The 19,818-nt window shown below is 38.3% G+C and carries 18 protein-coding genes; 17 read left to right on the top strand and 1 reads right to left on the bottom strand.

Features of this window, described 5'->3' with window-relative positions:
- Positions 1 to 43 precede the first annotated feature (43 nt).
- From BLR54_RS01240 to BLR54_RS01305, 15 genes are all read left to right on the top strand, one after another.
- A complete protein-coding gene (locus BLR54_RS01240; RefSeq protein WP_090416408.1) occupies positions 44 to 1,942 on the top strand; it encodes a DUF2075 domain-containing protein in 1,899 nt (632 codons plus the stop codon).
- Complete coding sequence (locus tag BLR54_RS01245) at positions 1,914 to 2,234, top strand: nucleotide pyrophosphohydrolase (protein WP_090416409.1); 321 nt, start codon at positions 1,914 to 1,916, stop codon at positions 2,232 to 2,234. The genes BLR54_RS01240 and BLR54_RS01245 overlap by 29 nt, the downstream gene beginning before the upstream one ends.
- Before the next feature lie 16 nt (positions 2,235 to 2,250).
- A complete protein-coding gene (locus BLR54_RS01250; RefSeq protein ID WP_090416410.1) occupies positions 2,251 to 2,550 on the top strand; it encodes a nucleoside triphosphate pyrophosphohydrolase in 300 nt (99 codons plus the stop codon).
- Entirely contained in the window at positions 2,550 to 3,713 is a 1,164-nt protein-coding gene (locus BLR54_RS01255) for an HNH endonuclease domain-containing protein (protein WP_242871177.1), read from the top strand. Before BLR54_RS01250 ends, BLR54_RS01255 begins: the two co-directional genes overlap by 1 nt.
- A gap of 365 nt (positions 3,714 to 4,078) precedes the next feature.
- A complete protein-coding gene (locus BLR54_RS01260) occupies positions 4,079 to 5,176 on the top strand; it encodes a ribonuclease III family protein (protein ID WP_090416411.1) in 1,098 nt (365 codons plus the stop codon).
- 4 nt (positions 5,177 to 5,180) lie between these two features.
- Positions 5,181 to 7,148 carry a zinc-ribbon domain-containing protein gene (locus BLR54_RS01265; RefSeq protein ID WP_176761825.1) on the top strand — a complete coding sequence of 656 codons (1,968 nt, stop codon included), beginning with the start codon at positions 5,181 to 5,183 and terminating at the stop codon, positions 7,146 to 7,148.
- Positions 7,149 to 7,588: 440 nt separating this feature from the next.
- Complete coding sequence (locus BLR54_RS01270; protein ID WP_090416413.1) at positions 7,589 to 8,197, top strand: hypothetical protein; 609 nt, start codon at positions 7,589 to 7,591, stop codon at positions 8,195 to 8,197.
- Entirely contained in the window at positions 8,198 to 8,824 is a 627-nt protein-coding gene (locus BLR54_RS01275; protein WP_090416414.1) for an AbiTii domain-containing protein, read from the top strand.
- 225 nt (positions 8,825 to 9,049) lie between these two features.
- A complete protein-coding gene (locus BLR54_RS01280; protein WP_090416415.1) occupies positions 9,050 to 9,238 on the top strand; it encodes a hypothetical protein in 189 nt (62 codons plus the stop codon).
- 526 nt (positions 9,239 to 9,764) lie between these two features.
- A complete protein-coding gene (locus tag BLR54_RS01285; RefSeq protein ID WP_090416416.1) occupies positions 9,765 to 10,601 on the top strand; it encodes a hypothetical protein in 837 nt (278 codons plus the stop codon).
- A 50-nt stretch (positions 10,602 to 10,651) separates the two neighbouring features.
- Entirely contained in the window at positions 10,652 to 10,900 is a 249-nt protein-coding gene (locus BLR54_RS01290; RefSeq protein WP_090416417.1) for a hypothetical protein, read from the top strand.
- Between the two features lie 80 nt (positions 10,901 to 10,980).
- Positions 10,981 to 11,274 (top strand): hypothetical protein, encoded by a 294-nt coding sequence (locus BLR54_RS01295; RefSeq protein WP_090416418.1) that lies wholly within the window; start codon positions 10,981 to 10,983, stop codon positions 11,272 to 11,274.
- 236 nt (positions 11,275 to 11,510) lie between these two features.
- A complete protein-coding gene (locus tag BLR54_RS01300) occupies positions 11,511 to 11,990 on the top strand; it encodes a virulence RhuM family protein (RefSeq protein ID WP_330388114.1) in 480 nt (159 codons plus the stop codon).
- Positions 11,942 to 12,136 (top strand): RhuM family protein, encoded by a 195-nt coding sequence (gene rhuM / locus BLR54_RS15285; protein WP_330388115.1) that lies wholly within the window; start codon positions 11,942 to 11,944, stop codon positions 12,134 to 12,136. Before BLR54_RS01300 ends, rhuM begins: the two co-directional genes overlap by 49 nt.
- A 67-nt stretch (positions 12,137 to 12,203) precedes the next feature.
- Positions 12,204 to 12,545 carry a phenylpyruvate tautomerase MIF-related protein gene (locus BLR54_RS01305; RefSeq protein WP_090416419.1) on the top strand — a complete coding sequence of 114 codons (342 nt, stop codon included), beginning with the start codon at positions 12,204 to 12,206 and terminating at the stop codon, positions 12,543 to 12,545.
- A 117-nt stretch (positions 12,546 to 12,662) separates the two neighbouring features.
- On the opposite strand, the gene BLR54_RS01310 is transcribed toward BLR54_RS01305, so the two are convergent.
- The gene (locus tag BLR54_RS01310) at positions 12,663 to 14,294 is read right to left on the bottom strand and encodes a glycoside hydrolase family 9 protein (protein WP_090416420.1); all 1,632 of its coding nucleotides are present in this window, start codon (positions 14,292 to 14,294) and stop codon (positions 12,663 to 12,665) included.
- 214 nt (positions 14,295 to 14,508) lie between these two features.
- Between BLR54_RS01310 and BLR54_RS01315 the strand changes: the two genes are divergently transcribed.
- Positions 14,509 to 15,870: an ATP-binding protein gene (locus tag BLR54_RS01315; RefSeq protein ID WP_090416421.1), complete on the top strand. Its 1,362-nt coding sequence runs from the start codon at positions 14,509 to 14,511 to the stop codon at positions 15,868 to 15,870.
- A 102-nt stretch (positions 15,871 to 15,972) separates the two neighbouring features.
- Positions 15,973 to 19,806: a DNA topoisomerase III gene (locus tag BLR54_RS01320; protein WP_090416422.1), complete on the top strand. Its 3,834-nt coding sequence runs from the start codon at positions 15,973 to 15,975 to the stop codon at positions 19,804 to 19,806.
- Positions 19,807 to 19,818 lie beyond the last annotated feature (12 nt).

The raw sequence follows: 19,818 nt of genomic DNA on the forward strand, positions 1-19,818 counted from the left end.
TATAATTAGAAAACATAGATGTGTACTTATGGGGTGGTAAGTAATGATTGTATACGATGGCTTAAAAAGCGAATTCTTAAAAAGCTGTGAGAGCGATTCTATTGCTATAGAGATTGAGGAGAATATTCTTTCAAAATTGGGCAGACATACTCCTAAATCTGAGTTTCGTTCTTGGGAAAACTCGTTGAACTATATGTATAAGGTCTTGAATGACAATGAGATTCCAAATGACGTAGGAATAGCCATAGAATTCAACATACCTCAGACATCAAAGCGAGTGGATTTTATTATTTCAGGATTTGACAGTTCTAATGAACCTAATATGGTCATTGTTGAGCTTAAGCAGTGGGAGGGACTGAAAGCTCTTGACGGTGTAGATGCATTAGTTGAAACATATACAGGAGGTGCAGTTCGCAAGGTTGTACATCCATCTTATCAGGCTTGGAGTTATGCTCAGCTTATTTTAGATTATAATGCTTCGGTTCAGGATAGAAGAGTAAAGCTTCATCCATGCGCTTGTTTGCATAATTATATAAGACATGATAATGATCCTTTAGATTCAAAACAGTATAAAGATTACCTTGATGAGGCACCTGCATTTACAAAGGGACATGCATCAGATTTAAGAAAATTTATAAAGAAATCTATTATCTATGGTGATAAGAAGGAAGTTCTTTACCTTGTGGATCACGGCAAGATTCGTCCGTCCAAAAGTTTACAAAATGCAATCGCTTCAATGCTTAAGGGTAACCGAGAGTTCATAATGATAGATGAGCAGAAAGTTGCCTATGAAGAAATATTGAGACTGTCGTTGCAGTGCCAAAAGGATTATAAGAAACGCACGGTTATAGTTACAGGCGGACCAGGAACGGGAAAGTCAGTTATAGCTGTTAATCTGTTGGCAGAACTAACTGCTAGGGATCAAATGGTTCAGTATGTTTCAAAGAATAGTGCACCTCGACAGGTCTATCTAAAAAAGCTCAAAGGTATAATGCGAAAGAGTAGTGTAGATAATATGTTCAAAGGGTCAGGAACATATACTGAGACTGGGTTAAATGTTGCGCATACGCTACTTGTAGATGAGGCTCATCGTTTAAATGAAAAATCTGGTATGTTTCATAATCGTGGGGAAAACCAGATTAAAGAAATCATTCATTCATCTTTTTGCAGTGTATTTTTTATTGATGAAAGCCAAAGAGTAACAATGGATGACATAGGTTCTGTTGAAGAAATTGAAAAGTGGGCAAAGGAAGAAGAGTCTGAACTCTTTTATCTGGAATTACAGTCGCAGTTTAGATGCAATGGCTCTGATGGATATCTTGCTTGGCTTGATGATGTATTGGATATCAGAGAAACTGCTAATTATGATCTTGAGGGAATAGATTATGATATAAGAGTATTCGATTCTCCTGTGGAAATGTGGGATACGGTCAATGAAAAGAATAAACTAGCAAATCGTGCGCGCGTTCTTGCAGGATATTGTTGGGAGTGGCTGAAGTCTGAGCAAAATAACACTAATTATCATGATATCAAAATTGGCGATTTTGAAATGAGCTGGAACCTTGGCAGTGGAGAACCATTTGCTGTAAGCGAAACATCGATTAATGAGGTTGGTTGTATCCATACGTCCCAGGGACTTGAGTTTGATTACGTGGGAGTCATTATTGGTGATGATATGAGGTACGAAAATGGAAAAGTTGTAACTGATTTCACGCGAAGAGCGAAAACAGATCAGTCCCTAAAGGGAATAAAAAAGCTATATAAAGAGAACCCGGAGCTTGCTAAAAGAAGAGCAGATGAGATTATTAAGAATACTTATCGAACCCTTCTGACGAGAGGGATGAAAGGATGCTATATTTATTGCACCGACAAAAATATGGAAGAATATTTGAAGAAAAGATTGGAGACTTGCAATGACAGAAAAAACTATACAGCGAATTAGAAAATTTACTGAAGATAGAGACTGGGATCAATTTCATTCACCAGTAAATCTTGCAAAGTCTATTGTCATTGAAGCAGCGGAATTACTTGAGTGTTTCCAGTGGGATAATGATAATTTTGACGAGGAGCATGTAAAGGAAGAACTAGCAGATGTTATGGTCTATTGTCAGAACTTGGCTGATAAGCTTGGTGTTAATCCTGACGAGATTATCAATAAAAAAATGGACCAGAATGAAGCAAAGTATCCTGTTGAAAAAGCAAAAGGTAGCAGCGCTAAGTATAATGAACTATAAGCTCTATGGGGGGAATATGGCAAAACTAGTACGAGACAAGATACCAGAGATAATAAAAGCAGATGGTAAAACACCTGTTACCAGAATACTTGATGAGGCTGAATATCTGGAAGAGCTGGATAAAAAGCTAAACGAAGAAGTGGCTGAGTATCAGGCAGATAAATCAATTGAAGAGATGGCTGATGTTTTAGAAGTGCTATTTGCAATATGTGAAGCTAGGGGACATAGCATAGATGAGCTGATGGCAGTGAAACAGAAAAAGCAGGATGCTCGCGGGGCATTTAAAGAGCGCATTTATTGGGAAGGAAATAAGTAATGGGGATTGAGTATTTGGATGGACAGAACCATTTAAATATTGATGTGCAATACTATAACGGGTTGGATATTGCAGGATTTTCACAGATGCTGAAAGACCCATCCTATTGCTATAAATTCTATTGGCTTGAAGCAATCGTCAAGCTGATTTCCAGAAATGTTAAACAAACTTCATACAATGATATTATCGACGAGATGATATGTAATGCCTGGTATACGGTGCTGGAATTCCATGTTCATCTCAGTGGTATTATGCTGGGAGAAGCACGAGATGGTTTGGAAAGAGCTGTGCTCACACTACAGGCGAAAAGTGGACTGAGAGCAGATGCATCTCCAGAACAAATCAGAAATGAGATTCGTAATTACGAAGCTGATTTGAAACCATATAAGGATCAGCTGACAAAGAATGTTCCTTATAGAGCACTGGCTGGTTTCTTTGATAATGAAAAAGGAACTGTTAACTGGGGCAGAACAGGTGCAGTAATGGACTATGCGCAAGCACTAAATGTCAGCAGACCACTGCCTTATGTTTTTGGTAAATCTACAGGACTTAATAGAGAAATTTACTTTAACGATGCATGGATTCAAATGATTCAAGACAATACTGTTTCTATTCTTGGGTGGATTCAGTTTGAAAAAGTGAAATGGCTACAGAGCAATAATCCAGAAGTGCCAAGTTTGGTTTATAAGCTTGCACCTATGGATGATAGGATGCGCAAGCTGAATCATGTACGTGACTTGTGGGAATGCATTCTGGAATTGCAACAGATAATTGATGTATTTAAGGATACTCCAATAGAGAGAGGCAAGTATGATATAGACCATTTTATTCCATGGTCATTTGTGATGAATGATGAACTGTGGAATTTGATGCCTATGGATTCAAGCTTGAACAGTTCAAAGAGTAACAAGCTTCCAAAGTGGGATACATATTTTGGTAAGTATGCAAATAATCAATTCATTTTGTATGGCATGATAAATGATGATAGCAAACCTCAGATACACAAGAAGTTCGAGTCTTGCTTTAAGGATAATCTGCATTCTATCTGGGGCGGTGAACTTTACCAGAAGGGTAAGACTAAGGATGAGTTTTGTAACTTGTTAAAGAAGAATATGGCGCCTGTATATGATAGTGCGATGAGACAGGGATATCAGGTGTGGTGAATTAGTGGGATCTTATTTGTAATGTACTTTAGAGATAATATGAAAACACTTTTACGGTTATAGTCCTGGAGTTATACCGAAGATTATATGATATTATCATCCTAGATTTGTCTTTTTATTTTATCTGTGATATAAAGAGATAGTAACTTAATAATAGCAGGGCATAGTCTTATAAATTGAAAACATTGTTTTCGTATGTTTATTCTGGTTTATGAAAGTGAACCCTTGTAAACATGATAAAACAAAGAATTAAATTTATTTTACCTTGCCTAACACGGGCAATACGTTTACGGAAATGTATTGTTATTTGTGTTAGGTATTTTTATGTCCTTCTTTAACAACATTCATTCTAAGGAGGATAAAAAATGAATTTAGAACAGATGAAAGTAGTCGAAATGATTATTGGCTACAAATTTAAGGAGAGAAGTCTTTTACAGCAGGCATTTGTGCGCAAGTCTTACGGGGTTGAACATGATTGCGCTCATAATGAAATTCTAGAATTTATAGGTGATAAAGTTTTAGATCTTGCCGTAATCCAGTTACTAGTAGAAGAGCACTGTAGTATGACTATGGGCTGGCAGTATCAGCAGCAAAGAATGTGGCAATCAGTTGTAAAAACTAATGAGCCTAACGTATTACATTCCAATAAGACAGAAGGTGAATTGACTGAAATCAAAAAAGCTTTGGTACAGCGTAAAAACTTGGCACGACGAATTGATGAATTAGATTTGATAAAGTTCATTACAATAAGTCAAAGTGATTTTGATAATCGTGTTCATGAAAATGCTTCTACTAAAGAGGATTTGTTTGAGGCAATTCTTGGTGCGGTTGCAATTGATTGTAGTTGGGATATGAAAGTGTTAAAGCGAGTAGTAGATCAAATGCTTCAGCCAAATTTGCGCGAAGAAGACGATAACTATATCCAAGAGCTTCAGGAATGGTCACAAAAGAAATATGGTACTTTACCTGTTTATATCATTAAGACGTATAATACAGCGCACTGGTACCGTTCTGATTATATCTATGATATGAGCAGACACTATCGTATTAATGCCAATCCAGGATACATTGCATATTTGAATATAAGAGGAGTACAAGAAACTATACTAGGTTTTGGTAATACTCAAAGCGAAGCCAGACAAGATGCAGCAAGATATGCTCTAATAGTTTTAGAGCGTAGAAACTTGATGATAAGTGTGAAAGATGAAATAGATGAACCAAGTCTTGAACTAGCAATTAATCAGCTAGAAACATTATCACGTAGAGGATATTTTTCTCTTCCAGAATATGTTTTTGAGGAAACTCACGACGAAAATGGTAATCCAATATGGCATGTAGAGTGTCATATTGAAGAGATGGAATACTATTATTACGCAGATTCTTCTTCTAAGAAAAAAGCTAAGAAAGAAGCAGCATTTGATATGCTCACCTACGTTTTAACTAACTATGAGAAGGAGGATTAATCTGATGGTTGAGAAAATTAATGTATTTGAAATACCGGAGTTAGTTAATCTTCTTGATAATGAAGAAAATGAGTCCAATGGCATCGATGCTATGAATTTATTTGTAAATTCTGGCAAAATCGTAAATTGGAAATGTCCTAATGGACATACTTTCAAAGAAAAAGTAGGTGTAATATACAAAAGAAAACATAAATGTTTCTATTGCACTGGAAGACTTATATGGTCTGGTGAAAATGACTTACAAAAACTACATCCTGACCTTGCTAAGGAATTTGATGTCGAAAAGAATGGTATTACCCCTGATAAAGTATCACCTAGAGATACGAAACCATATTGGTGGACATGTGAAAAGAAACATCCAAGTTTTCAAAGAAGCATAACGCACCGTGTTAACAGAGAATCAGAATGTCCATATTGTGCTGGACGCCTGCCAATACCCAATGAAAATGACTTGGCAACTCTTTTTCCAGATATCGCAAAAGAATTTGACAAAGAAAAAAATGGGATTTCTCCCAGTGAGGTTCTTGCGTTTACGTACAGACCATACTGGTGGACGTGTCCCAAAGGTCATTCATATAGGAGAAAGGTAGCGCTAAGAACTAAATTTCATAAACCTAATGATTGTCCTAAGTGTGCGAAGGCAAGTTGCACATCCTTTCCAGAACAAGCTATTTTTTATTATGCTAAGAAATGCTTTCCAGATGCAATTAATAGGTATAAAGATCCTTTTGAAAATGGAATGGAGTTGGATATATACATTCCTTCTTATAGGATGGGAATAGAATATGATGGAATTGCATATCACAATGATGAAGAACAACATGATCGTGAGCGTAGAAAGTATGCTGCGTGTAGAGAGCTTGGAATAAGGCTAGTTAGAATAAAAGAATCTGAGGATAGCTGGATTGATACGGCAGATGAATTATTCTACACAAAAAAGAGGATGAAAGATGAAGAAATCACCGCTTTTTTGAGTTTTATGTTTAGTAAGCTTTTTGCATTAAGCATGCATACTTTTGACTGTAAGGATAAAAGAGAGTCCTATTTAAATCATTTCTTGGGATTTCCTACCGATTTTAACATCAAAAGAGATAGGCCAGAAATACTGGAGTATTTAGTAGATGTGGATAACTCGTTTGGCGCATTGTATCCAGAATTAGCTTCTATGTGGGATGAAGATGAAAATAAAGATGTGACTCCGTTTATGTTTACACCAGGCTCTAATTACCCAGCAATATGGAAATGTCCTAAGTGTGGAGATACTTGGAATGCCCCCATAGCAGGTATTGTATCTAGAAAACCTAATTGTTGTAGAACTTGTTCTATGAAGAATAATGGAGTCACTCTTCGTAAGCGCAATATAGCAAAATATGGAAGTCTTGCTGAGAGAAGCGAATTGTTACTGAAACAGTGGGATAATGAAGAAAATGGTGATTTATCTCCTTATAAAATACCATTAAATTATAAATATAAAGTTGCATGGAAGTGCGACGTTTGCGGATATAAATGGTCAAGTTCTCCAAATTCAAGAGTTAGAACCAAGGAAGAGGGCATATCTGGATGTCCTCATTGCGCCGGTAGAGTAGCAATGCCAGGAGTAGATGATTTTGAAACTCTTCACAAAGATTTGGCTAAAGAATGGGATAAGGAGAGAAATAAAGGAGTATTACCTTCTCAGATTAAACCATATTCCAATAAGAAATATTATTGGATTTGTCCTAAATGCAAAAAATCATATCCTGCATTTCCAGGGAATAGAATTGGTGGTTCGGGTTGTCCAGACTGCGCTCGCATTAAGGTTGGAATCGCCAATTCTAAATTGGTAGGTCAATTTGATGAAGCTGGAACTTTAATTAATACCTATCAAGGATTACATGAAGCTGCTAGAGCTATGCAATGTGTTCCTAATTCAATTTTTCAAGCGGTGAAATATAATAGGAAATCAAAAGGATACTACTGGAGATATATTTAAATATCGTTAGTATTTCAGAATAAACATGTAGAAAAGAAATATAACGTTTTAAGTGTAAGAAGACTGCAAAGTAGAGAACTACTTTTGCAGTCTTCTTTTTTCTAATAATATGACGTTTTTTATATTGATTGCATATACTTTAGTTCGGCCAAGAGAAAAAATATGTCTAAATTGCTTAAACTTTATTTTGTGGTTAGTCAATCTGTTGACTACTAGATGTTGTGGTGATAGTATCGAATTATCAACATAATAGTTACTTGGTAGAGAAAGAGGCTGCATTATAAATATTGTATATTTACCAAGTTAAATTTTTTTGAACGGTCATATTCCTAAAAGAAGAGAGGTGATGAATGATAGTGACATTGGAATGATTATGAGAAGTATATTTGATAAGTAACATATTTTATTTGATTTAAAAATTTAAATTAGAAAGGGAAAAAATGAATATATTAGATACTACTTCGGAAGAACTGATAAAGATATTGAGTAATGGCTATAAAGGAGATGATTACATTATTACATCTGAGGATGTAAAGTTACCAATCTATATAGAAAACAATCTTGTAAAAGAATTCAAAAAGTTAGATGATGCTGGTTTATTGAATTTTGATGGGAAAATAGATATTACAGGTGGCTGGGAAGTATCATTACGTCCAACTATTTTTACATATTTTACCGATAAGGAGAATTACAGTGTGAATAACACAACCAGTATTAATAATTTTTACGCGAGTTGCACGGGAGTCCAGATTCAACAAGGAGTTGTAAACTCCTCGCAAGAGCAAACAGTCACACAGGGATTTGATTATGATGCAATTACAGATATTGTTTTACAGATTAAAAAGTATGATTCTCTATTCGATGCAGAATTTGGCAATGAAGCCGAAAACTTGAGAAAGAGCATTGTTGAATTAGAAGAACTTATAAAAAATAAAGAGAATCCTAGTCTAATAAAAAAGGCTTTAGGTGGCATTAAAGATATAGCTGTTGGTGTAGGAAAAGGCGTAATAACAACGGGTATTACATCATTAATTATAGGAGTATTATAAATGGCAGAAGGTATTTTTTTAGAATTACAAAGAGATGCTTTAGACGATAATATTTCGTTAGAAATGTTATTACAAAAGGTTTATCTTGTTGCAAAGAAACTAAAATTAGATGAGCTCGAAAAGTGGGCGTGTCAAGAACTTGACGGTTATGACGACGTGAATAGTATTCCAGATTATAGACAAATTACAGGTGAAACAAAGGCTTGGAATCCACTTAGTGGCTGGATTCCAATATTAGCAAAAAATCCAAAATCTACAGATGCACTTTCACATATGCCCCTTACAATACCAATTTCATCAATCATTGAATGTTATAAATCAAATGACGTATCTATTGAATTTTCTTTAAGTAGTCAATTAACTGATTTACTAAATAAGGGGACGGGATATCCTACCCAATATTCATTTTTTGTATCAAAGAGTGAATTATACAGAATAATTAGTACTGTAAGGAAAAAGATATTAGAGTGGTCAATAACACTAGAAGGAAATGAACTACTGAAAGAAGGTAAGAATTTTTCTGAAATAGAAAAAACAATAGCTACACCGGTTCCAACAATAAATTATTATGAGAACAATTTTTACGACAGTGCAACTGACGTGAATTTTGTACAAGGTAAGTGTTAGTAATAGAAATTTGTTCAATTTAACATTTTAACAAAAAGATTTCACAATACTGTCAGTTTAACTTGTTATTCTGACAGTATTATTTTTATATAATTAAACTATAGTTAAAATGATACTTTTGTAAGAATAGGGCTGAAGAGAACATAATTATGAATAAAAACTTACAAAGAAAAATGCTTGAAGAAGTCTCAAAATACAATAGCTATCCAATAGATTACTTTATTGATGGGGAAACTAAAGGAACAGTTTTTTGTAATATTTCCAGGTAGACCAGTAAATACTACAGAAGAGATGGTCTTTGATTTTGATGGTGACGATTATCTTGATCCTGCAGAAGAGGAGGAGTTGATGCATTCGCTGGATGACGATCAGGATGAAGCCGACTTTGATGATGAGTTTGATGAGGATTTTTAGGTACAGTAAGTCTTATGGAATATGATTATGTGAGGTTACTTTTTTGTTTACAAACTATTTATCAGTAGATATAATGAAAGTGTAAAAAAGGTGCTAACCGATTAACGGTTGGTCCGTTCAGAAAAAGCAGTAGTAACCGCTCAGTCTTACCAGGACCTATGAGCGGTTACTTTTTTGTTGCATTGTCTCGGCCAACTTTGTAGCCGATTCCAAATGCTGTAAATAATAATCCAGTAATAGCTACAAATTGCTCTAATGTCATAAAAGTTTCCCTCCATAGATATTTCTGCTCAAAGACAGATTATTCTAAATAGAGGTCTCAGTCCTCTAGTAGAAGACCAACCGCTAACCTGTAAATGGTAGCACCATCAGTCAGTTTAGCAAATTTAATGTATATTAACAATCGAACAAATTATAAAATCAATATACATGTATTATACTGTACGATAAAAAGTCACAGTAGGGTGATATTATTTATTCACAAGCCACAAGGCAATAATAGTGAAGGTGATTATGGAAATATATTATGAAGGATGACACATCTACAAATCTCCAAAAATCAAATAGCAGAATGCTAAAATTCATGGTAATCGTAACTGTGGTGATCATAGCCATCTTATCCTTGGACAAGGCAATAAACCAATATTCTGGTCATAAGGCTAAGCAGGCGGAAGCTGCAAGGCAGGAGTTTGCCAAGTCTGTTGAGACCATGGATTTATCACCCTATTCTAAAAGCTGCTACAAAAGCTTATCTGTCACCAAAACTGATTTCACCGGTGGTGGCGGACTTAAAAGCAACAACAGCTTGTTTCAAACCAATTACATTACCCTTGAGGGAGAGGGCGTTGGCACTGAGCAGCTTTCCCATGAGCAGGTCTACAACTATATGCATAGCACTTTGGAGGCCATGTATGCGGATATTGATTCTATGTGTGAGAACAGTCCTTATGTGCAGCATATAAAGAATGGGGATGCCATTTATCGCGGCGAGAGGATATACAATTATAGAAACTACATAAGCTTTACCCTTAGGGATACTAAGAATGAGTACCAGATTTTGCTGTTTTATCCTCCGGAGGATTCAATGGATAAGAACTTCTATGTTAGGGCTAACTCTAATACAGAGCATGCAAGTGAGGAGTGGAACAATAGCAAATTCAACGGTTCATCCTCTGGCTCATCTTCTAAGGGACGCTCTGGTGGCACCTACAAGAAGAAGGATATTTATGACAGCAGTCGCTATAAGGATGCTGACAGCTTTGCAGAGGACTACTACGAGGAATTCTATGACTATGATGACTACGAGGATGACGACGATGCTTATGATGGGGCTGTGGATTATTGGGAGGAGTGGAATGAATAGATGGGTATTTTTCTTTGAAATTTCATGTTATACTAAGGGAGAAAAGCATAGTGAGTAAAAAGTATGGTGATTACGATATGTGCAAAGCGGTTATTGATATTGAGAATATGGGCATTGAGAAGGGGCTTGAGCAGGGGCTTGAGCAGGGGCTTGAACAGGGCGAAATCCTTGGTAGAGAGAAGACACTAATCGAAAGCATCAAAAATCTTATGAGCAATACTAAGCAGTCATACGATGAGGTATGTAAGCTCTTGGGGCTAAGTGTTACAGAGGCGGACAAGCTCAAATCGATGATTTAATGATATTATTTTATAGCAACAGCTGCGGGGCGACATGCCTTGCAGCACTTTTTATATTTTTGATATAGGAAGATGAGATTATGGACACAAAAAGAGAATGGGCCAGAAGCAGGGATGAGTTGGTGCAGGCTATTAGGAGCCTGGGATTTCCTGATGAGCTGGGAGAACAGATTGCAAAGATGCTTGGCAGTCCAAAGGCGATGCAGAGGATGATGGCATATCTTTATAATGTAAAGCCAAACACAGCTGAGCTAATAGTGGATGAGGCCCTTGCAATTTGCAGTGATATAGAAAGATGGCGAGAGAAGAAAGCCAGTGAGGCTGCCAATGCAAAGTATAATGAGATGCTTTACTATGGGCTGGATGGACCCTAAATAGGTACACCTCCATGAGTTATCCTATACATAGTTAATCAAGGAACTTAATGTGTAGGAACTTATGGAGGTGTTTTTTATGAAAGGATATGTTGTTTCTGAGGGTTACATGGGATTAGTTGATGGCAAGTATGAGTTATTTGCAACAGAGGATGAATACTACGAGTATGTTGAATAAAGCTAGGATTATTTATATAATTTACAAAAAGAAGGAAATAGGGAGCTAATAGTACCTAATGGAAAATAAGGGTGAAGTTATTATATATCAAACTGAAGATGGACTAAGTAAATTAGAGGTCAATCTTATAAATGAGACGGTGTGGTTGTCTATTGATCAGATGGCGGAATTGTTTCAGCGTGACCGAAGTGTAATAGGAAAGCATGTTAGAAACATATTTAAAGAAGGTGAGTTGGAGAAAGAAGCAGTATGGGCAAAATTTGCCTATACTGCCGCAGATGGTAAAGAATATAATGTGGATTTCTATAATCTCGATGTTATTATTTCAGTAGGCTATAGAGTAAAATCACAGCGTGGTACGCAATTCCGTATATGGGCTAATTCTGTTTTAAAAGAGTACATCATCAAAGGGTTTGCCATGGATGATGAGCGACTAAAAGGAAATGGTGGCGGAAATTACTGGAAAGAGCTGATGCCGAGAAACCATTTATGGGACTCACTTCATTTGCAGGTGAGTTGCCAGCCCTTAAGGACATAGGTATTGCAAAGAATTATCTAAAGGCTGATGAGCTAAAAACTCTTAATAATCTTGTTTCTGGTTACTTTGATTTGGCTGAAATCAATTCTATTGAACATAAACCTATGTATATCTCCAGTGGAAGAAGAGTATTTGAGAAGTATTAAAGATGTTGCTAAAATTGTTAAGAATAAGGCAAGAAAAAAATAAATAAAACTCAAAGGGAGGTACACTATGCCATTTATTGATTCAAAAATCACATTACCAGTATCAGCAGATACAAAGGAAGAGCTTAAGTCTGAGCTTGGAAAGCTCATCACAACTTTAAACAAAACAGAGACATATCTCATGGTGGGCATAGATGATGCGTACGATTTATGGCTGGGTGGAAAGAAGCTTGAGAAGGGGGCTTATGTTGCGGTCAGCCTTTATGGAAATGCATCTTCTGATGCCTATGACAAGCTCACAGGACAGATTTGCGACTTGTTTTCATCAAAGCTTGGTATTCCGGGCGATTCAGTATACGTCACCTACCATCCCGTAACAGATTGGGGCTGGAATGGGCGTAACTTCTAGGGTTATGTAAACATAAAAAGCACTTGCAATATATCTTAGTATTTTCAATGAATATAGGCTTGACCGATATTGAAAATACTATTAGATATATGCAAGTGCTTTTTGTTGTTTATATAACTATATTCCAGCTAATACAAAGACTAGTGGTGAGTTCCAATATATAGTGATTTCATTCAAAGAGTAAGCTTGCACATGATCCTCATAGCACTTCATTGGTGCAGTATCAGCGGGAATCTGCTGTGCAATCTCATCCTGCAATCCGCAGTTAGGCCCTCCAGATACAAGTCCTGGCCAAGGATCAAGGCCAGCCGCATCTGTAGGGCGAAGATGAGGATGCTTGTAGGCGTTGGTGCCTTCACCTGTGATGTAGCTAATGTTCATGGTGTTGCAACCAAGGAGATAATCAAGTCCTGAAGTTATAAGCGTCTTGTATTCATCCTTTGGCTGAAGCTTGTTGGCAACAGTGAGAATCATCATATATTTCAGGAGCTCCATGTTGCTGCCCCAGATGAAATCATCCTTTGTCATGCAAAGTCCAAAGCCGTTTTTCTTGCCGTTCTGGCTCAGACGTGTAGCTTCCTTTTCAAAGTCAGCCTTTACGAGGGCTGTAAGCTCGTTATCCTCTTTCTTAAGAAGGAGAGAGAGGGCACCGAGGCCAGCTACATCAGCCCAGCCGAAGCAGGTAAACATATTTCCGTGGAAGCCTTGCTCACTGGAAGCACCATCATAATGAAGAAGCTTTCCCTTCTGTGTAAGGGCATCCTCATAATACTTCTTATCCCCCAGGGCTTCGTAAAGAGCACAAGCAGCCCAAAATCTATTTGAATAATCCTCTGGCTCTGGGTATTCGCCAGTGTTGGAACCTTCTGCGTTTTTAAATAAGGTAGGCGCTGGATTTTTCTCAAGCCAATCATAAGCTTTTTTAGCTCGGTCTAAGAGCAATTCAGCGAAATTCTTATCATAATCCTTGTAAATGCTGTAAGCCAGTGCAAACACAGCGGCAATATCAGCTGTTGCAAGGCTGGAAACTGGAAACAGGAAAAGTTCTTCCTTATCAGCCTCAGGCATAATGAATGGAGCATGATTAAAGGTGGTCACCTTGTGCCAAACGCTGCCGTTTTCGCGCTGCATCTTCATAAGGAAGTTAAGCTCCACCTTCACCTCGGCAAGAATATCAGGCAAAAGTCCCTTGTCACCCTTTTCCTCAGGAATATCGAACTTTACCTGAAGAAGGTTTGGGAAGAAGCGCACTGCGTATAGAATATGGGCAACAGCCACAGAGCCAGCAGTGGAATATCTTCCATAATCCCCAGCATCGTGCCAGCCGCCGCTAACATCAACGGCAGGAACATCCTCACCGTAGACGGTGGCCTTTGTGGTATGGCATGGCTCATGGTAATAGATTCCAGCGTGGTCTTTATCCAAGCCCTGACCGCAACGAAGATAGTAGAAGCATTTGCAAGCATGCTTCATAAGCTGCTCAAAACAATCATTTTTAATAGTGAAGCTGTAGCTTTCTGCATCCTCCGCAAGGATTTTGTACTGGCCGCTGGTGTTTACTTCACTGAAATCACCGAAGCTAATATCTTCACCAGAAATTTCGTCTGTACCGAAGTGAGTAGCAGTGCCCTGGAAAACCACATTTCCTTTAGCATCAACTACAGTAAAGTTAGAAGGCTGGAAGTTGAAAACCGCCTTTTTTGTGCTGGAAGATAGGTATCCAACCTGATTTACATACACATTTTTCATAATAATTACCCGCCTTTTGTATTAAATCTATAAAACCTAAATCCATTATAGCGAAAACGTTTAAGTAATGGAATACATTAATTTTGATATGTGAGAAATTATCCAATTAATTAAATTTGAATAAAATTCTTTTTTAGTGTAGTCTGCTAAAGTAAAGTGTGTTATTATAGTAACCGTACAATTAGTGATTATGCATTTACTAGGGAGATATGTTATGGTGACTAGAACAAATGAACTTAAGAAACTTGAGGCAATCTACAACGAAAATGGCAATAATCTTGTGCTGTTGTATGGTCGTCTTGGTAGCGGAAAAGAGGATTTACTGGATTCTTTCACTACTGGTAAATCTTATTTCTATTATAGAAGCCGTCAGTGCTCTGACGACAAGCAGCTGGCATATTTTGATAAACAGATGCGAGAGACCTACAGATTCATGAAAATTTCTGAATCTTATGAGGAAAGCTTCAAGAATTTCCGCTCAAAGGATGGTTCAAAGCTGGTGGTCATCATTGATGAGGCACAGTTTGCGGTTAAAAAGACAAACGAGCTGTTTTCAGCTTTAGTTTCCCTTAAAGATAGAAAGCTATATCCTGGAAAGGTTATGATTATTCTAGTTAGCTCATCTATTGTTTGGGCTCAAAATACCTTTACAGATATTATTGGAAATCAGAAATCGGCAGTTGACGAGATGATCAAGCTTGAGAATCTTTCTTTCCTTGATGTGGTTCGTGCCTTCCCTGATTATTCAGTGGCTCAGTCTGTCAGCACTTACGGCATAATCGGTGGCGTTGCTGAATATGTGGATAGATGGAATGGCAGACGCACTATTAAGCAAAATGTTTGCGAGCATATCCTTAGTCCTACAGGTTTCCTTTATAAAGAGGCGGAGGGCTACATCTCTACAGAGCTCCGCGAGCTTTCTTGCTACAACACAATTTTAGGCTCTATCGCCGCTGGCAATGAAAAGCTTAACGACTTGTTCGAGGATACAGGCTATTCTCGTGCAAAGATTTCAGTATATATGAAGAATCTGGCAGCCTTCGACATCGTTGATAAGGTAGTTTCCTTCGAGACCGGTGGTTGGGACAACACAAAGAAAGGTGTTTACAGAATCGTAGACCCATACATCAATTTCTGGTTCACCTTCGTTTATCCTCATTTGTCAGAGCTTATCTCTAGACAGCCAGAGTCTTTCTACAACGAGTTTATCGCTCCATATTTGGATGATTATCTCCAGTCATACTTTGTGGATGTTTGTCGTGAGTACCTACATCTTCTTAATGTGGTTGGTCAGCTTCCAATCAAGCTTGTTAAAATCGGCACTTGGATTGGAAAAGAGGGTACTATCGATGTAATCGGTCAGAGCTCAAATCGTGAAAACGTGGTTGGTATTTGTAACTGGGCTGATAAGCAAATGAGCTTTGCTCGTTACGAGGAACTTCTGGAGTCTATGAAGAAGGCCCGCATTACAGCCAACACCATTTACCTGTTCTCAGCTACAAAGTTTGACGCCAAGCTTGTAGACCTTGCTAAAGAAAAAAATAGCGTTGTTCTTGTGGACATGACAGAGCTGTAATTGGTATAATTGAATAGAATTTTAAATGGGAGAAGCCTTTGCAATAGATTTTGCAGAGGCTTCCATTTTGTTAATTCTAAATTTTATTTTGGGAGCTATGTTTTGGGAAAAAAGCTAATTATTACTGAGAAACCATCTGTTGCCAGAGATTTCGCCCGTGTGCTGAAGGTTGCCGGCAATCAAAATGGTTTTATCGAAAATAATGAATATGTTATCAGCTGGTGCTATGGTCATCTGGTTCAGATGGTCTACCCAGAGGAATACGACATCAAATATAAAAAGTGGAACCTTGAAGATTTGCCATTCCTTCCAGAGGAATACAAATACGGTGTTGTTCAGTCGGCGGCAGAGCAGTACAAAGTTGTTAACGGTCTTCTTCATCGCCAGGACATCGACACTGTCTACTGGGCAGGCGACTCGGGAAAAGAAGGTCAGACTATCGAGGAAAACATAAGAAACTATGGCGGTGTTCGCGAGGGCATGACAGAGCTTCGTGTTTGGATTGACTCACAGACCGACGATGAAATCCTCCGAGGCATTCGCGAAGCCAAGCCAATGAGCGAATATGCCAAGCTTGGTGCTTCAGGTATCATGCGTACCATCGAAGATTACAGCTTGGGCATCAATTTCTCACGTGCTCTTTCAGTTAAATACGGAAACATGATTAACAATGCTGCAGCCACCACCGGCTATTCAGCCATTGCCATCGGTCGTGTTATGACTTGTGTCCTTGGTATGGTTGTTGAGCGTGAGCGTGAAATCCGCAACTTCAATGAAGATCCTTTCTTCAAGGTGGTTGGAAAGTTCTCCGAGGTAAACTTCCCTGCTGAGTGGAAGGCTGTAGATGGTTCAAAATACTTCGAGTCACCTCTTTTATATGGCGACAAGGGAAACGGCTTTAAAACTCGAGAAAGTGCAGGAAAGTTAGTTGAAGAATTAATAAATCTTGAGGCTAAAATTGCTGACAAAGATATAGGTATTTCTAAAAAGAAAGCACCTTTACTTTTCAACCTGGCAGAGCTTCAGTCTGAGTGTTCAAAGCGATTCAAGATTTCGCCAGCCCAGACCTTGGATATCATCCAGGAGCTCTACGAGAAAAAGTACACCACTTATCCTCGTACCGACGCCAGAGTTCTTACCACAGCCGTGGCAAAGGAGATTAAAAAGAATCTTTACGGTCTCCAGAATTATGGTCCAACTGCAAATTTTGTTAAGGACATTATTGGCACCCAGAAGTTTGTTGGTCTTGAAAAGACTTCATATACAGATGATAGTAAGGTTACAGATCACTACGCCATCATCCCTACAGGCCAGTGCAACGGAATCGACAAGCTTTCACCTCTCAGCCAGAGAGTGTACGAGCTTATTGTTCGCAGATTCCTATCCATTTTCTATCCACCGGCAGAGTATAAAAACGCAAAAATCACCGTTCAGGTAGATAATGAAAAGTTTTTTGCAGGCTGCAAGATTCTGATAAAGCCTGGATATTTGGAAATCGCCGGATTGCCAAAAGCTAAGAATGCCGATGCAGCTACCCAGGAGGGAGCTGAGTCGGTTGAGGGCGAAGATGCTGAGGAAGAGGACGATTATTCTAAGGAAAAGTTTGTTGAATTCCTTGAAGCAGCAAACGTTGGAGATGCCTTAGCTGTTAATGGCTATCAGCTTAAAGAGGGGAAGACTTCTCCTCCAAAGCGCTATACTTCAGGTTCACTGATTCTTGCCATGGAAAATGCTGGAAAGCTCATCGAGGATGAAGAGCTTCGTGAGCAGATTAAGACCACAGGTATTGGTACTTCAGCTACTCGTGGCGAAATCCTGGAAAAGCTTGTTAGAATCGGTTATCTGAATCAGAACAACAAGTCTCAGATTATCACCCCTGAAAATCTGGGTGAGATGATATACGAAGTAGTTCTTTTGACCACACCTTCTTTGCTGAAGCCAGAGCAGACTGCCAACTGGGAAAAGGGCTTAGAGGGAATCATCAACGGCACTGTTGAGTTTACTGAATATCGTAAGGAACTGGAGGATTATATTCGTCGCGAGACCAAGAATATGATCGAGCAGGACCTTAATCAGACTATAGCCCTAAAGATTAATCCTTTCACCACAAAGGAATCTAAGGGAATAGCCACCAGAAAGCCACTTGGCATCAAATGTCCAAAGTGTGGTGGCGAACTTACTACCACATCCTTCGGATATGGCTGTACTAACTATTTTAACGAAGAAATTAATTGTAAATTTAATCTAGGTACTGTGGCTGGTGTAGACATTCCTGAGGATCAGTTCATAAAGCTTGTTACAGAAGGAAAGACCGACTTAATAGAAGGCTTCAAAAGCAAGTCTGGTAAGCCTTTTAAGTCTGTTCTTAAGATGGAAAAGGACGAAGACGGAGAGTTCAAGGTTACCTTCGATTTTTCTGAGACTCCTACCGAGTTTATAGATGGTCTCAAGTGTCCAGCTTGCGGTGGAAGAATGTTTGCCACATCCTACGGCTTCGCCTGTGAGCATCGCTTCCAGGAGGAGAATCAGTGTTACTTCTCAATCGGAGAGGTGGCTGGAAAGAAGATTAGCTTAGAGGAGTTTAAGCAGCTTCTTGAGACTGGTAGCACGGAAGTTATATCAGGATTTAAATCTAAGAACAATCAAAAGTTTGATGCTAAGCTCAAACTTAAAACCAATGAAGAGGGCAAGACGGTTATAGCATTTGATTTCGAGGGAATCGAAGCTACAAAGCTGGAAGGTTGCAAGTGTCCTGACTGTGGCGGAGATATTGTGGTTAAGATGTCTGGCTACGGTTGCGCTAATTACAGTTCATCAGATGAAAACTCTTGTAAGTTTTATATAGGAAAGACTATTGCTGGAAAGAACATTTCTCCTCAGGTGGCCACACAGATTCTTCAGTCTGGTAAATCTGAGACCTTGAGAGGCTTCAAAGGAAAGACTGGGAAGAAGTTTGATGCTGTTCTTGTTCTTAAAAAGAATGAAGAGACTGGTCGCACCGAAGTGGTCTTTGACTTTGATAATGTGGAAGCAAACTATCTTCCCGATGTTGTTTGCCCAGATTGCGGCAGCAAAATCATCAAGACCAACTTTGGTTTTGCCTGTGAGAAATATTTTGATAAAGAAGCAGAAGATAAGTGCAGTTTTGTAATCGGTGAGATTGCATCCAAGAAGCTTACTGATGCTGACGCAAAGGAACTTCTTACAAATGGTGCCACAAAAACAATCCGTGGCTTCAAAGGAAAGTCCGGTAAGAAGTTTGATTCCTGCTTGGTTCTCAAGAAAAACGAAGAGACTGGTAAGCATGAAATCTCCTTTGACTTTGATAATGTAGAGGCAAAAGAGATAAAGGATGTTATGTGCCCTATATGCGGTGGTAAGATTGTAGTTACCCCATTTGGTTATGGCTGCAGCAATTATAATAAGGAAGACCCTGACAATTCCTGCAAGTTTAACATCGGTCAGGTAGCTGGTGTGAAGCTGAAGGAAGCACAGGTGAAGGAGCTTCTCACAAATGGAATTACCGAGACAATCAGTGGCTTCAAGTCAAAGAAGGGTACCAAATTCGACGCAAAGCTTACCTTATCTAAGGATGAGGCTGGCAAGGTAACGGGCATCGGTTTTGTTTTTGAGGATGAAACAAAAGAAATACCTGGCGTGAAATGTCCTAAGTGTGGAAGTCCTATTATTAAGAACCACTTTGGCTATAAGTGTAAGAATAATGTAAGGGACAATGTGGACAGCTGTCAGTTCTATGTTGGAAAGGTTGCTGGTGTTGATATTCCTGAGGATCAGTTCGTTAAACTTATTAATGAAAAGAAAACTGATGTTATCTCTGGATTTTTAAGCAAGAAAGGTTTATTCTTTGATGCGCGAATAAAACTTAATGATGAGTGTCGCACAGAGTTTGAATTTGATAATTTTAATGGTCAATAAAGCCAGAAAGGA

Source organism: Pseudobutyrivibrio sp. YE44 (genome assembly GCF_900104335.1).
Lineage (GTDB): Bacteria > Bacillota > Clostridia > Lachnospirales > Lachnospiraceae > Pseudobutyrivibrio.

Excerpts from the sequence above, each read along its gene's own strand:
- BLR54_RS01240 (WP_090416408.1), top strand. The coding sequence starts at position 44 with ATGATTGTATACGATGGCTTAAAAAGCGAATTCTTAAAAAGCTGTGAG.
- BLR54_RS01245 (WP_090416409.1), top strand. The coding sequence starts at position 1,914 with ATGACAGAAAAAACTATACAGCGAATTAGAAAATTTACTGAAGATAGA.
- BLR54_RS01250 (WP_090416410.1), top strand. The coding sequence starts at position 2,251 with ATGGCAAAACTAGTACGAGACAAGATACCAGAGATAATAAAAGCAGAT.
- BLR54_RS01255 (WP_242871177.1), top strand. The coding sequence starts at position 2,550 with ATGGGGATTGAGTATTTGGATGGACAGAACCATTTAAATATTGATGTG.
- BLR54_RS01260 (WP_090416411.1), top strand. The coding sequence starts at position 4,079 with ATGAATTTAGAACAGATGAAAGTAGTCGAAATGATTATTGGCTACAAA.
- BLR54_RS01265 (WP_176761825.1), top strand. The coding sequence starts at position 5,181 with ATGGTTGAGAAAATTAATGTATTTGAAATACCGGAGTTAGTTAATCTT.
- BLR54_RS01270 (WP_090416413.1), top strand. The coding sequence starts at position 7,589 with ATGAATATATTAGATACTACTTCGGAAGAACTGATAAAGATATTGAGT.
- BLR54_RS01275 (WP_090416414.1), top strand. The coding sequence starts at position 8,198 with ATGGCAGAAGGTATTTTTTTAGAATTACAAAGAGATGCTTTAGACGAT.
- BLR54_RS01280 (WP_090416415.1), top strand. The coding sequence starts at position 9,050 with ATGGGGAAACTAAAGGAACAGTTTTTTGTAATATTTCCAGGTAGACCA.
- BLR54_RS01285 (WP_090416416.1), top strand. The coding sequence starts at position 9,765 with ATGAAGGATGACACATCTACAAATCTCCAAAAATCAAATAGCAGAATG.
- BLR54_RS01295 (WP_090416418.1), top strand. The coding sequence starts at position 10,981 with ATGGACACAAAAAGAGAATGGGCCAGAAGCAGGGATGAGTTGGTGCAG.
- BLR54_RS01300 (WP_330388114.1), top strand. The coding sequence starts at position 11,511 with ATGGAAAATAAGGGTGAAGTTATTATATATCAAACTGAAGATGGACTA.
- rhuM (WP_330388115.1), top strand. The coding sequence starts at position 11,942 with ATGGGACTCACTTCATTTGCAGGTGAGTTGCCAGCCCTTAAGGACATA.
- BLR54_RS01305 (WP_090416419.1), top strand. The coding sequence starts at position 12,204 with ATGCCATTTATTGATTCAAAAATCACATTACCAGTATCAGCAGATACA.
- BLR54_RS01310 (WP_090416420.1), bottom strand. The coding sequence starts at position 14,294 with ATGAAAAATGTGTATGTAAATCAGGTTGGATACCTATCTTCCAGCACA.
- BLR54_RS01315 (WP_090416421.1), top strand. The coding sequence starts at position 14,509 with ATGGTGACTAGAACAAATGAACTTAAGAAACTTGAGGCAATCTACAAC.